Annotated in this window: 11 protein-coding genes; 4 read left to right on the forward strand and 7 right to left on the reverse strand. The window is 62.5% G+C overall.

Going from position 1 to position 12,573, the window contains the following annotated elements; translation table 11 throughout:
• Positions 1-78 precede the first annotated feature (78 nt).
• Positions 79-1,971, forward strand: a complete 1,893-nt coding sequence (locus tag ACS4RS_RS03820) for an AsmA family protein (RefSeq protein WP_439008642.1) — start codon at positions 79-81, stop codon at positions 1,969-1,971.
• Between the two features lie 2 nt (positions 1,972-1,973).
• On the opposite strand, the gene ACS4RS_RS03825 is transcribed toward ACS4RS_RS03820, so the two are convergent.
• The 5 genes from ACS4RS_RS03825 to ACS4RS_RS03845 form a co-directional block, all read right to left on the reverse strand.
• Positions 1,974-2,792: an ABC transporter permease gene (locus tag ACS4RS_RS03825; protein ID WP_449313885.1), complete on the reverse strand. Its 819-nt coding sequence runs from the start codon at positions 2,790-2,792 to the stop codon at positions 1,974-1,976.
• A gap of 3 nt (positions 2,793-2,795) precedes the next feature.
• Positions 2,796-3,707 carry an ABC transporter permease subunit gene (locus ACS4RS_RS03830; RefSeq protein WP_439008640.1) on the reverse strand — a complete coding sequence of 304 codons (912 nt, stop codon included), beginning with the start codon at positions 3,705-3,707 and terminating at the stop codon, positions 2,796-2,798.
• Positions 3,708-3,711: 4 nt separating this feature from the next.
• On the reverse strand, positions 3,712-4,854 hold the full coding sequence (locus ACS4RS_RS03835) for a polyamine ABC transporter ATP-binding protein (RefSeq protein ID WP_439008639.1): 1,143 nt from the start codon (positions 4,852-4,854) through the stop codon (positions 3,712-3,714).
• Between the two features lie 89 nt (positions 4,855-4,943).
• Entirely contained in the window at positions 4,944-6,041 is a 1,098-nt protein-coding gene (locus tag ACS4RS_RS03840) for a polyamine ABC transporter substrate-binding protein (RefSeq protein WP_449313886.1), read from the reverse strand.
• Positions 6,042-6,167: 126 nt separating this feature from the next.
• Positions 6,168-7,577: a short-chain fatty acyl-CoA regulator family protein gene (locus ACS4RS_RS03845; protein ID WP_439008638.1), complete on the reverse strand. Its 1,410-nt coding sequence runs from the start codon at positions 7,575-7,577 to the stop codon at positions 6,168-6,170.
• A 192-nt stretch (positions 7,578-7,769) separates the two neighbouring features.
• Here ACS4RS_RS03845 and aceA point away from each other — a divergent pair, with 192 nt between their 5' ends.
• A complete protein-coding gene (gene aceA / locus ACS4RS_RS03850; protein WP_439008637.1) occupies positions 7,770-9,059 on the forward strand; it encodes an isocitrate lyase in 1,290 nt (429 codons plus the stop codon).
• 21 nt (positions 9,060-9,080) lie between these two features.
• The gene (locus tag ACS4RS_RS03855) at positions 9,081-9,317 is read left to right on the forward strand and encodes an SMc00767 family acetate metabolism repressor (protein WP_003584324.1); all 237 of its coding nucleotides are present in this window, start codon (positions 9,081-9,083) and stop codon (positions 9,315-9,317) included.
• A 110-nt stretch (positions 9,318-9,427) separates the two neighbouring features.
• On the opposite strand, the gene ACS4RS_RS03860 is transcribed toward ACS4RS_RS03855, so the two are convergent.
• Positions 9,428-10,297, reverse strand: a complete 870-nt coding sequence (locus ACS4RS_RS03860) for a LysR family transcriptional regulator (protein ID WP_449313887.1) — start codon at positions 10,295-10,297, stop codon at positions 9,428-9,430.
• Positions 10,298-10,386: 89 nt separating this feature from the next.
• On the opposite strand from ACS4RS_RS03860, the gene ACS4RS_RS03865 reads away from it, so the two are divergent.
• On the forward strand, positions 10,387-10,620 hold the full coding sequence (locus ACS4RS_RS03865; RefSeq protein WP_439011760.1) for a hypothetical protein: 234 nt from the start codon (positions 10,387-10,389) through the stop codon (positions 10,618-10,620).
• On the opposite strand, the gene ACS4RS_RS03870 is transcribed toward ACS4RS_RS03865, so the two are convergent.
• Positions 10,593-12,440 carry a methyl-accepting chemotaxis protein gene (locus ACS4RS_RS03870; RefSeq protein ID WP_439008636.1) on the reverse strand — a complete coding sequence of 616 codons (1,848 nt, stop codon included), beginning with the start codon at positions 12,438-12,440 and terminating at the stop codon, positions 10,593-10,595. The genes ACS4RS_RS03865 and ACS4RS_RS03870 overlap by 28 nt on opposite strands.
• Positions 12,441-12,573: the final 133 nt, after the last annotated feature.

A 12,573-nucleotide genomic window follows, 5' to 3' on the forward strand; every position in this document is an offset into this window, starting at 1 on the left:
TTGCATATGCCCGATATTTCCTATATCCGGCGAAATCAGCGCTTAACGGGATAACCGGCGGAATTGCCGGCGGAGATCATGAGCACGTCAAGACATCGCAGGTGGCGCAGGAAGATCGGACCCGTTTCGCGCTGGCTTCCGGCCTTCGCCCGTCTGTCGACGGTGTTCCTGCTGATCGCGCTGGCGCTGTTCGTGGCGCTGAGGATCGCCGCACCCTATCTCATCACCACCGGTTTCGTGCGCTCGGGCATCGAGGACGCACTGTCGAAATGGACGGGCTACCATGCCGAGATCAAGGGCAGTCCGATTCTCGAATTCTGGCCGACACCGCGCATCACGCTGAACCAGATCACCATCCGCCAGCCGCGCGAAAGCGGCGACAAGCTGCTCGGCAGCATCGACAGCCTGTCGGCCGATTTCAGTCTCATCGACGCGCTGAGAGGCCGCACCAGCTTCCACGAATTCCACCTGGTGCGTCCCAACCTGGCGCTGACGCGCGACGAAAAAGGCCTGATCGACTGGAGTTATGCCGGCCTGCTCGCCCGCGCGATCAGCGGCGTGCGCACCGAAAACGGCGCCGAGGTGCTCGACCGCGATCTCGACGCCGAGATTGGCGCCGTGACGGTCGAAGACGGCACGCTTGCGGTGGCCGACATCAAGACCGCCAAGACCTATCGTTTCGACAGCGTCACCGCGGATATCGCCTGGCCGAGACTGTCAGGCGCGATCTCGGCGGTCGTCATCGCCCGCATCAACGGCGAGGACCTCAAGGTCGATTTCGCCTCGCGCCAGCCGCTGCTCGTCTTTGCCGGCCGCAATGCCGAGACGCGGACGTCGCTCACATCGAACCTTTTGACCGCGCACTTCCAGGGAATTGCCAATATCGCTAGCCTTTCGGCGCTTTCCGGCAATATCACCGCCAGCATTCCCGATATGCCCGCGCTTCTTACATGGTCGGGCAAATCCATCCCCGGCATCGCCACGCTGAAGAGCGCCTCGCTGGAATCCGACATCATGTCGTCGGGCAACGGTCTGCGCTTCAACAATCTCAGCCTGTCCCTGAACGAAGCGAGCGCCACCGGGGTGATGGACCTTTTCACCCAACCCGGCAAACGGCCGAAGATCGGCGGCACGCTCGCCTTCGACCAGATGAACCTCAAGCCGTTTCTCGACGCCTTCGCGCTGAGGCTCGCCGCCGGCGAGGCGGAGGAGATCTCCGCCGGCATAAACGGGCCGCTGCATCTGCTCGATGTCGATGTCAGGCTTTCGGCGCGGCGCGCGCAGATGGGTCTCTTCGCGCTTTCCGATGTCGGCGCCAGCATGATCGTTACCGGCGGCGAAGCGAAATTCGACATCGGCGACAGCCGGTTCGAAGGCGGCGAGATGACCGCGCATCTGGAAGCGACCCAGCGCGACTTCGACGGCGGCGGCAAGCTGCAGCTGTCGATCCGCGATGCCGACTTCGCAGCCCTTGCCGAACGACTGCAGCTGAAGGGACCGCTGCCGCTGGCGACCGGATCGCTCGATCTCGACCTGCAGTCGCCGAAGGCGATCTGGACGACCGGTCTTGCCGACGTCACCGGCAGGCTGCACTTCTGGACAAGGGAAGGCACGATCCCCGGCATCGATGCCGCGGCGCTGAGGACGCAGGCAGCCGAAAAACCGTTCTTTCCGCTGAGTGCTGCGGCAGGCGGCGCCTTCGCTTTCAATCAGTTGAACCTGCAGGCCGATTTCGCCAATGGTTCCGCCGAGATGCACGACGCCCGGATCGCCGGCACGGCCGAGACGCTGACGCTCTCCGGCGTCATCACCTATCAGTCGAACGGGCTGGCGCTGTCCGGATCGCTCGAAGCGACCGATCCGGCCAAGGCGGCGGATCTGCCGCTTCTGCCGTTCTTCATCGGCGGCTCCTGGCCGAACCCGGTGATCTCACCGGTACCGCTCTTCCGCAACACACCCCACGCGCAGTAGGTTCAAGCGCCGGCGGCCGCCGCACGCTCGTCCCGCTGGCGCTGGATTTCGCGGCGCTTGGTGACGATCGAGGCGCAGATGACGCCGACAGCAACGATGCCGATCAGGATGGTGCAGACCGCGTTGATCTCCGGCGTCACGCCGAGGCGGACCTGGCTGTAGATCCGCATCGGCAGCGTGGTGGCGCCCGGTCCCGAGGTGAAGCTGGCAATCACCAGATCGTCGAGCGACAGGGTGAAGGCAAGGATCCAGCCTGAGATCACGGCCGGCGCGATGATCGGCAAGGTGATCTCGAAAAAGGTGCGCACCGGCGGCGCGCCGAGATCCTGCGCCGCTTCCTCGATCGAATGATCGAAGCTCAGGAGGCGCGACTGGACGACGACGGCGACGAAACACATGGTCAGCGTCGTATGCGCCAGCGTGATCGTCCAGAAACCGCGGTCGAAGCCGATCGCAACGAAGAGCAGCAGCAGCGAAAGGCCGGTGATGACGTCGGGCATGACAAGCGGCGCGTAGATCATGCCCGAAAACAGCATGCGGCCGCGAAAGCGGGTGTAGCGCACCAGCGTCAGCGCCGCCATCGTGCCGAGGATGGTGGCGAGCGTCGCCGACAGCAGGCCGACACGGATCGTCACCCAGGCGGCGTCGAGCAGGCCCTGGTTCGAGAGCAGCGACACATACCATTTGGTCGAGAAGCCGCCCCAGACGGTGACGAGCTTCGATTTGTTGAAGGAGAAGATCACCAGAAGCACGATCGGCAGGTAGAGGAAGGCAAAACCGAGCGTGACGGAGACAATGTTGAAGCGGGTCCATTTCAGCATGGCTTATTTCCCCCGCTCTTCGGCCTTGGCCTGGGCATTCTGGAAGAAGACGATCGGGATCACCAGGATCATCAGCAGGATCGTCGCCACCGCCGAGGAGACCGGCCAGTCTCGGTTGGCGTTGAACTCGTTCCAGAGCGTCTTGCCGATCATCAGCGTCTGCGAACCGCCAAGCAGGTCGGGAATGACGAATTCACCGACAGCGGGAATGAAGACCAGCATGCAGCCGGCCACCACACCGGGGATCGACAGCGGAAAGGTGACGCGCCAGAAAGCCCGGATCGGCGTGCAACCGAGATCCTGCGCAGCCTCGATCAGCGTACCATCCATCTTTTCCAGCGCCGAATAGAGCGGCAGCACCATGAACGGCAGATAGGAATAGACGATGCCGATATAGACGGCGGTCGTGGTGTTGAGAATGATCAGCGGGCTGTCGATGATGTGCAGCGATTGGAGAAGCTGATTGAGAAGCCCTTCCGGCTTCAGGATCGCGATCCAGGAATAAACGCGGATCAGGAAGCTCGTCCAGAACGGCAGGATGACCAGCATCACCAGCGTCGGGCGGATGGTGCGCGGCGCCTGTGCCATGCCATAAGCGATCGGATAGGCGATCAGCAGTGTGAGGAAAGTGGAGATCCCGGCAATCACTACGCTCGAGATATAGGCATTGAAATAGAGCGCATCCTCGGTGAGGTAGGCATAATTGTCGAAGGACAGCTCGCCGATCTTGCTCCATAGCCCGGCCCAGCCGTCGGCAAGCGAGAACACCGGCTCGTAAGGCGGCATGGCGATTGCCGTCGTCGACAGCGAAATGCGGAAGACGATGAAGAACGGCGCCAGGAAGAAGAGCAGCAGCCAGGCATAAGGGATGGCAATGACGAGCCGGTTGTAGAGGCCGGAAGTGAGCTTGCCCATGATCTCAATCCTTCAAGAGAACGCCGGCGTTCTCGTCGAACGAGATCCAGACTTCCTGGTCATAGGTGAAGGGGTCGTCGACGGAGCGCTGCGCGTTGAGGGACGAGGCCTTGACGATCTTGCCGCTCTGCAATTTGACATGGAAGACGGTCATGTCGCCGAGATAGGCGATATCCCAGAGTTCGCCCCTGGCGGCGTTGACCGAAGCATTGGCGGGCGCCTGCCGCAACACCCGCATCTTTTCCGGCCGGATGGCGAAGCCGACGGCGCTGCCGGCCGGCGGTGTCTCGGAAGCGGCGACGCGCACGCTGAAGCCGCTGTCGACTGATATCTCGACGGTGCCGTTGCCCGATGAAGCGACCTTGCCGTCGAAGATGTTGACGTCGCCGATGAAATCCGCAACGAAGCGGGAATTCGGCGCCTCGTAGATCTCCGCCGGAGTGGCCACCTGCACGACCTTGCCGTGGCTCATGACGGCGATGCGGTCGGCCATGGTCATCGCCTCTTCCTGGTCGTGGGTGACGACGACAAAGGTCAGGCCGAGGCTCTGCTGCAGGTCCATCAGTTCGAACTGGGTTTCTTCGCGCAGCTTCTTGTCGAGCGCGCCGAGCGGTTCGTCGAGCAGCAGCACCTTCGGGCGCTTGGCGAGCGAGCGGGCCAGCGCCACACGCTGGCGCTGGCCGCCGGAAAGCTGGTTCGGCTTGCGCGAGGCGAACTGCTCGAGCTTGACGAGCTTCAGCATCTGCGCGACGCGGTCTGTCATCTCATCCTTTGCCATACCGTCCTGCTTCAGGCCGAAGGCGATATTCTTCTCAACCGTCATGTGCGGGAAAAGCGCATAGGATTGGAACATCATGTTGACCGGCCGCTTGTAGGGCGGCGTGCCGGCCAAATCGATGCCGTCGAGCACGATCTCGCCGGAGGTCGGCTGCTCGAAACCGGCGAGCATGCGCAGCAGCGTGGACTTGCCGCAGCCCGAAGCTCCAAGCAGCGCAAAGAACTCGCGGTGATAGATATTCAGCGACAGATCGTCGACGGCGGTGAAATCGCCAAAGCGCTTGGTGACATTCCTGAAAGCAATGAAAGGTTTTGCAGAGGGATCAGTCCAGGGCGCAAAAGCGCGGCGGATATTGCCGAGAGACTTCATATTATTCCCCGAATACAAGGTTTTTTCCGGCCTTCACCCGGGCCGTTAATTGAAAGGCCCGGACGTTGCCGTCCGGGCCCAAGGCAGCATTACTGGCCGGTGACCACCTTCGTCCAGAGGCGCGTCCCCAGGCGCTGCGTTTTCGGATCCCACGGCTTGACCGTGAAGAGGTTCTTCATCACCTCTTCGGTCGGATAGATTGCGGGGTCTTCCAGAATGTCCTTGCTGACGAACTGCTGCGAGGCCTTGTTGCCGTTGGCATAGAAGGTGTGATCGCTCGCCTTGGCGATGACCTCAGGCTTCATCATGTAATTCAGGAATTCGTGGGCTTCGGCGACGTGGGGCGCATCGGCGGGGATAGCCATCATGTCGAACCACATCTGGGCGCCCTGCGGGGGAACCGAATAATTGACCTCGACACCGTTCTTGGCTTCGGCCGCACGGTCGCGCGCCTGCAGCATGTCGCCGGAATAGCCGAAGGCGATGCAGATGTCGCCGTTGGCAAGCGCGTTGATGTATTCGGACGAATGGAACTTGCGGATGTTGGGGCGGACCGCCGTCAGCAGTTCTTCGGCCTTCTTGAAATCCTCGGCCTTTGTGGAGTTCGGGTCGAGACCGAGATAGCGAAACGCCGTGGTGATGACGTCCTTGGGTGTGTCGAGAACGTAGATGCCGCAATCCTTGAACTTTGCGGCAACCTTCGGATCGAAGATCACTTCGAGGCCGGGCTTGGCATCGGGACCGAGGATTTCGGCAACTTTCTTGACATTGTAGCCGATGCCGTCGGTGCCCCACATGTAATCGACCGCGTGTTCGTTGCCCGCGTCGTATTCGGCGGTGCGCTGCTGAATCACATCCCACATGTTGGAAAGGTTCGGCAGTTTCGACTTGTCGAGCTTCTGGAAGACGCCGGCCTGAATCTGGCGCTGCAGGAAGTCGGCTGTGGGAACGACGACGTCGTAACCTGTGCCGCCAGCCAGCAGCTTGGTTTCCACCGTTTCGTTGGAATCGAAGGTGTCGTAGACGACCTTGATGCCGGTTTCCTTGGTGAAGTCGGCAAGGATGCTGTCGTCGATATAATCCGACCAGTTGTAGACGTTGACCACGCGCTCCTGCGCAAAGGATGGCGCAGCGGCAAGCAACGCGGCAACGGCAGCGGCCGTCACAGTTGGAATAATTGACCTCATGACTTCTCCTGTTTGTTCAAAGAGCCCGCATGCCAGGACATCTTTTCCCTCTGGTTTTATCAGCAGACTAAGAAGGAATTTCACAGCCCACAAGCGCAAAATCCTGCGCCTTCAATGATTTCACAATCACTGGAAATCGAAGGCGCTGAGGCCCGCCACCATCTCGTCGAGTCCGAGCGGCCGCGTCACCGGAGGCTCGGCCCGGGAAAGACAGCCGCGCCGCTCGCACAGGCGACAGGCGGGGCCGATCGCGACCGGCTCGAGCGCCGTCGCCTGGCCATAGATCAATGCCTCGCTAAGGGCGGCGTCACAGCCGATCAGGATCGCGGTGCGCCTCAGCCTTTCGCCGAATTCGACGCTCGGCCCCTCCAGTGTGCGGGCGACCGTCAGGAAGGAGGCGCCATCCGGCATGACCACCGTCTCGGCCAGGATCTGGCCCGGCTGCAGGAAGGCGGCGTGGAGATTGAGCTTCGGACAGCCGCCGCCGAAGCGGGCCTGTGGAAACCCCTGGGCGCCTGCCCGGCGCAGCCGGTGGCCCGCGGCATCGATCTCGATCAGGAAGAAGGGAATAGCGGCGGCACCCGGGCGCTGCAGCATCGTCAGGCGTGCTGCAGCATGACCGAAGGAGACGCCGAAGCGGGCGCGCAGAATGTCGATGTCGTAACGCGTCGCCTTCGCCGCCGACAGGAAGGCCTCATAGGGCATTGCGAGTGCCAGCGCCGCGATGCGGGCAAGCTCGAAGCGGGCGATGCGGCGCGCCTCGGCGGAGGAGAGCGAGAGATCGTCGAGTTCGGCATCGATGGCTGGCAGCAAGGCAAGGGTCGCCGCCTCGACGGCGATCTCATGCGCACGATCGGCCTGCGACAGGCGCTCCGAGATAAAAAGCCGCATCGAATGACGATCGAAACGGCGGCGCAGATCCGGCATGACGTGCACCGGCAGAACCCGCACCGCAATGCCGCGCTCGGCGCGCAGCCAATCCTTCAACCCAGCAGCAAGATCGAGGCCGCCGGGAAGCGTTGCGGCAAGGGCTTCCGCCGCCGTCTCGATCCGTCCGAAATAGGCGGAGCGGCGTTCCAGCGTCTCGCGCACCTCGTCGAGCGGCAACCGGCCGGCGGCAACAGGCGCATGGCCTTCGGCGGCCATCAGCGCCGTCAGATCAGACAGCCTTGCCGCCTGCTCGCGATAGGCGCGGTAGAGCTTGATCATGCCGCTTGCCGCATTGGGTGCGGCTTCGGCCACCTCGACCAGTTCCTGGTCGCCGGGCAGCTCACCCGACAGCAGCGGATCGGCAAAGACCTCCTTGAGCTGGCCCAGGCTGCCGCCGGTCTGTCCGCGCAACTCCTTGAGATCGACCCGGTAGACGGCCGCGAGCTTCAACAGCAGTTGGACCGTCAGCGGCCGCTGGTTGCGTTCGATCAGGTTCAGATAGGAGGGCGAAATTTCCAGCGCCTCGGCCATGGCGGTCTGGGTCAGCGCCAACGCATTGCGGATGCGCCGCAATTTCGGGCCTGCGAATATCTTCCGTTCCGCCATTGTCACACCCTTTGACAGGCACGCGACACCAACATTTACAAAACTTTACAAATTCACAGGGCCGCTCTGTCAATCGTCGTCATCTTAACCTCTTTTCCACCGGGAAATCAAAGGTTTTCCTGGCCATTCCGCAGGATATTGTCAATCTTGTCATCAACACCACCGATATCGATTTTTAGTGAGGAGATCAGCATGACCGATTTTGACAAGCTTGTTCCCAATGCACCGGCAGGCCGCTTCGACGGCATCGACAGGCCCTATTCGGCCGATGACGTGCGGCGGCTCAGGGGCTCGGTGGCGCTGACCCATACGCTGGCCGAAATGGGGGCGGACCGGTTGTGGCGGCTGCTGCACCAGGAGGATTTCGTCAATGCGCTCGGCGCGCTTTCCGGCAATCAGGCCATGCAGATGGTGCGGGCCGGGCTGAAGGCGATCTATCTCTCCGGCTGGCAGGTGGCGGCCGACGCCAATACGGCATCGGCGATGTATCCCGATCAGTCGCTCTACCCCGCCAATGCCGGGCCGGAGCTTGCCAAGCGCATCAACCGCACGCTGCAGCGCGCCGATCAGATCGAGACCTCGGAGGGCCAGGGGCTGTCCGTCGACACCTGGTTCGCGCCGATCGTCGCCGATGCCGAAGCCGGCTTCGGCGGCCCGCTCAACGCCTTCGAGATCATGAAGGCCTATATCGAGGCAGGTGCGGCCGGCGTCCACTTCGAGGACCAGCTCGCCTCGGAGAAGAAATGCGGCCATCTCGGCGGCAAGGTATTGATCCCGACCGCCGCCCATATCCGCAATCTCAACGCCGCCCGGCTTGCCGCCGATGTCATGGGGGTTGCGACACTGGTGATTGCCCGCACCGACGCGGAAGCGGCCAAGCTTTTGACATCCGATATCGACGAACGCGACCAGCCCTTCGTCGATTATGATGCCGGGCGCACGGTCGAAGGCTTCTATCAGGTCAGAAACGGCATTGAGCCCTGCATCGCCCGCGCCGTCGCCTATGCGCCCTATTGCGATCTCATCTGGTGCGAGACCTCGAAGCCCGACCTCGATCAGGCGCGGCGTTTTGCCGCAGGCGTGCACAAGGTCCATCCCGGCAAGCTGCTCGCCTATAATTGCTCGCCGTCCTTCAACTGGAAGAAAAACCTCGACGAGGCGACGATCGCAAAATTCCAGCGCGAACTCGGCGCGATGGGCTACAAGTTCCAGTTCATCACGCTCGCCGGCTTCCACCAGCTGAATTACGGCATGTACGAGCTGGCGCGCGGCTACCGGCAGCGGCAGATGTCGGCCTATTCCGAGTTGCAGCAGGCGGAGTTCGACGCCGAGGTCAACGGCTATACCGCCACCAAACATCAGCGCGAGGTCGGCACCGGCTATTTCGACGCCGTGTCGCTCGCCATCACCGGCGGCCGGTCGTCGACCACGGCAATGCACGATTCAACCGAACATGCGCAGTTCAAACCGGCTGCGGAATAGAGCGAAGAGGAGGAGAAAATCATGGCATCCATTTCACGCGTCAGGGAACGGGCCGAGGAGCAATCGACCAGCATGAGCGAAGATCAGCAGACGACGATCCGCATGCTTGCCAACGATCTGCATCGGCTGAACCAATCGGTCATGAAGGCCGTCGAGGCCGGCGTCTCCGTCGAGCTGGTGCGCTCGGCCCGCCATCACGGCGGCGACGGCAATTGGGGCGACCTGCTGATCCCCGTCGTCGTCACCAACCGGCATTGACCGGACGTCCAACGCGGCCCAACGATACGGGCGCGCGCTTATCGACCAGAGCGCCCGCGCATTCGACACATGTGCGGGCGCCTTGTCGTAACCATAGAACGCCCAGACGATCAGCCGCGGCTCGGCCGTTTTCCGGCGAAGAGATCGGCATAACTTCTAATCAGCTTGGTCATGCGGTCGGCGACCGTGCGGATCTCCGGGCGATGGCGGTCCTCGGCGTTCATGACGATCCATTGCGCGTGGCGCAATTCCGGGATCTCGCCGCCAAGGCGCTGCAAATCGGGGTGGAGATCGCCGACAAAACAGGGAAGTACCGCCTTGCCGGCGCCGGCGCGCACCAGATCCGGCAGCGAACGCGGCCGGTTGACGGTGGCGACGATCGCAGCTGCGGCATGTGTGTGCGGCCAGCGCAGATAGGCGGAGATCGCCTCCTCCTCGGCAACTGCAATCCAGCGCTCATCCGTCTCGGCAGCGTTGCGTCTGACATAAACGGCATAGGCGACCTCGCCGAGCCGGCGGGCGGCGAGATTGGCCTCCTCCGGCTCGAAGGCGCGAATGCCGATATCGCTCTCGCGATAGGCAAGGCTCGCCCGCGCCTCGCCGATGGTGAGCGAAATGGCAAAGCCATCGCTCGGCATGCGGATGGCGGCGAAATTCTCCGTCAGCAGCCAGGCGACCCAGGTGCCGGCGGCGATCCTGACGGTCGTGCCACCCTCGCCCGATTGCCGCCACGCCTCCACCTTGCGGGCGGCGGCCTCCATCTCCTGAAGGTGATCGAGCAGCGCCTGGCCATCCTGGGTCAGGCGGTAGCCGGTCTGGCTGCGTGAAAACAAAGCGCGACCGACCTCCTGTTCGAGATCGAGCATGCGCCGGCCGACGGTCGCAGGGCTAAGCCCGCTTGCTGTGCTTGCCCCCGTCAGGCCGCCGAGGCGCGCGACCTGCAGGAAGAGCTGGTAGGAATCCCAATTCGCGTTTTTCATCCATGAAAAACATAGCGTGATATTCCCTGTTTATGAAGAGATATTCGATGCCTAAATCAGGAGATATCTTCTACAGAAAGGACATCGCCATGATCGATCTGATCACCATCGCGGGCACCCATGGATATCGGCACACTTGCAGGCCGGGCAGAAGCAAGACCGACGAGGATCGGTTCTATGCCGAGTTCGGAGACAGCGGTCTCGTCAATTTCGCCGCCTGGCTGACCTCGCTCGATCTCAGTCTCAGACGACGCCGCAAAGCTGCGGCGCAATCCGGCGGCTGCGGCTGTGCGCCTCAGGCGACCTTCCTGGTGCCAAGATGAGCGGCAGCGGGCTCGGCAATGATCCGGAACCGGTCGATCAGTGCCATCAGCGTATCGGCCTCGCCGGCAAGCAGGCGGCTTGCCTGCGTGGTCTCGGCCACCATCGAGGCGTTCTTCTGGGTCATCTGGTCCATGGCGTTCACCGAACCGTTGACCTCCTGAAGTGCTGCCGACTGATCGCGGCTTGCGGTGGCGATGGTCTCGACATGGCCGCTGATCGCGATGATCTCATGGCTGATTGTGGCAAGGACGCTGCCGGTCTTCTGAACCAGTTCGGAGCCCACCGTCACCTCGCGGCTGGAGGTCTCGATCAGCGACTTGATCTCGCGCGCCGCATCGGCCGAACGCTGGGCAAGTTCGCGGACCTCCTGGGCGACAACGGCAAAACCCTTGCCAGCCTCGCCGGCTCGGGCCGCCTCGATGCCGGCGTTCAGCGCCAGCAGGTTGGTCTGGAAGGCGATGTCATCGATCACCTCGATGATCTGCTCGATGCGTTGCGAGGCCTCTTCGATGCGCTCCATGGCGGCAACGGCATCGCCGACGACGGCGCCGGAATTGTCGGCCGTGTTCTTGGTCGCAGCGACGACATTGTTTGCTTCGCGGGCGCGCTCGGCGGAAGAGCGAACGGTGACGGTGATCTCCTCAACCGCGGCGGCGGTTTCTTCGAGGCTTGCCGCCTGCGCCTCGGTGCGTTTCGAAAGCTCACTTGCTGAAACCGAAACGGCGCCGCTGTTGCGCTGGATGGTCGAGGCGCTGTCGCGGATACCGGAGAGCGTATCCTGGAGCCGCAGCAGCGAAGCGTTGAAATCGACGCGCAACTGCTCCAGCCGACCGACGAAGGGCGTACCGATCGTTTCCGAGACATCGCCCTGCGACAAGCGTCCGAGGCCGGCGGCAAGCTGGTTGACGGCAAAGTCGATCTGGCTGTCGAGCGAGCGCTTGTCGGCATCGTTCCTGGCGCGCTCGGCATCGCTCAAGGCGCGCTGTTCGGCAGCCTGGGTTTCCAGATCGCGCCTGGCGCGGGCGCTGTCGCGAAACAGCGCCAGAGCCCGGCCGATATCGCCGAACTCGTTCTTCTTGGTGACGCAGGGAATCGCGCCGTCGAGATCGCCCGAGGAAATCGCGTGAACGCTCGCGGTCAGCGCCTGCAAAGGCTTCACCGACAGGCGGATCGCATAGAATGCGAGAACGCCGACGATGAGCATGACGATGGCGCCGACGCCGAGGACCAGCATCTGCAGTTCATACATGCGCTGATAATAGACCTCCATCGGAATGCCGATGAAGAGAATGCCGACATTGGCATTCGAGGCGTTCTTGACCGGGAAATAACCCGTCATGAACTTGCGGCCGAAAAGCTCGGCCTGGCCGTAATAGGCTTCGCCCCTGGCGAGAACCGGCTGGGCGGGGTGCTCGGCGACCAGCTTGGTGCCGACGGCGCGGTCGCCGTTTTCCTTCTTGACGTTGGTGGAGATGCGGACATAGTCGCCGCCCCGCTTCTGGAAGACGGTAGCGACACCGGCGATCGACTGCGCGGTGCGGTCGACCAGCGAATGATCGGCAAGGGCGGGGATAGCGTCTTCCGTCACGGTCGCGAGCTGGTTGTCCTTCAGCTCGACCCTGGCGCCTTGATCGGCTGCGCCGTAGAGGACGGCCATGGCGCGGGTAGCATCCCTGGCATCGGAGACGGCCCCGTCCATGACATAGCGGCTGAGATTATAATAGGTCGCGCCGACGATGGCGGCCGTGCTGACGGCCAGCAGACACAGCGTGATCGCAACGATCTGGCGGACAATCGACGTAGAAAAAAGGCGCAGCATCAAAACCCCCGGCAGACAAACCGAGGCTAAATTAGACGAAAAGCGTTAAGGAAAATTTTCGGTAAATCAAGGCCGCAGGCAGCACGATTTTGAAACGCAAAAACGGCCCCGGAATAAAGCCAGGGCCGTTCGA

Origin of the sequence: Rhizobium sp. F40D2 (assembly GCF_051810745.2) — a bacterium.
In the GTDB taxonomy this organism is placed as follows: Bacteria; Pseudomonadota; Alphaproteobacteria; order Rhizobiales; family Rhizobiaceae; genus Rhizobium.

Bases quoted from the DNA above. Each gene is read 5' to 3' on its own strand.
- ACS4RS_RS03835 (WP_439008639.1), bottom strand. From the start codon at position 4,854: ATGAAGTCTCTCGGCAATATCCGCCGCGCTTTTGCGCCCTGGACTGAT.
- ACS4RS_RS03870 (WP_439008636.1), bottom strand. From the start codon at position 12,440: ATGCTGCGCCTTTTTTCTACGTCGATTGTCCGCCAGATCGTTGCGATC.
- ACS4RS_RS03830 (WP_439008640.1), bottom strand. From the start codon at position 3,707: ATGGGCAAGCTCACTTCCGGCCTCTACAACCGGCTCGTCATTGCCATC.
- ACS4RS_RS03820 (WP_439008642.1), top strand. From the start codon at position 79: ATGAGCACGTCAAGACATCGCAGGTGGCGCAGGAAGATCGGACCCGTT.
- ACS4RS_RS03825 (WP_449313885.1), bottom strand. From the start codon at position 2,792: ATGCTGAAATGGACCCGCTTCAACATTGTCTCCGTCACGCTCGGTTTT.
- ACS4RS_RS03845 (WP_439008638.1), bottom strand. From the start codon at position 7,577: ATGGCGGAACGGAAGATATTCGCAGGCCCGAAATTGCGGCGCATCCGC.
- ACS4RS_RS03865 (WP_439011760.1), top strand. From the start codon at position 10,387: ATGATCGATCTGATCACCATCGCGGGCACCCATGGATATCGGCACACT.
- ACS4RS_RS03860 (WP_449313887.1), bottom strand. From the start codon at position 10,297: ATGAAAAACGCGAATTGGGATTCCTACCAGCTCTTCCTGCAGGTCGCG.
- aceA (WP_439008637.1), top strand. From the start codon at position 7,770: ATGACCGATTTTGACAAGCTTGTTCCCAATGCACCGGCAGGCCGCTTC.
- ACS4RS_RS03855 (WP_003584324.1), top strand. From the start codon at position 9,081: ATGGCATCCATTTCACGCGTCAGGGAACGGGCCGAGGAGCAATCGACC.
- ACS4RS_RS03840 (WP_449313886.1), bottom strand. From the start codon at position 6,041: ATGAGGTCAATTATTCCAACTGTGACGGCCGCTGCCGTTGCCGCGTTG.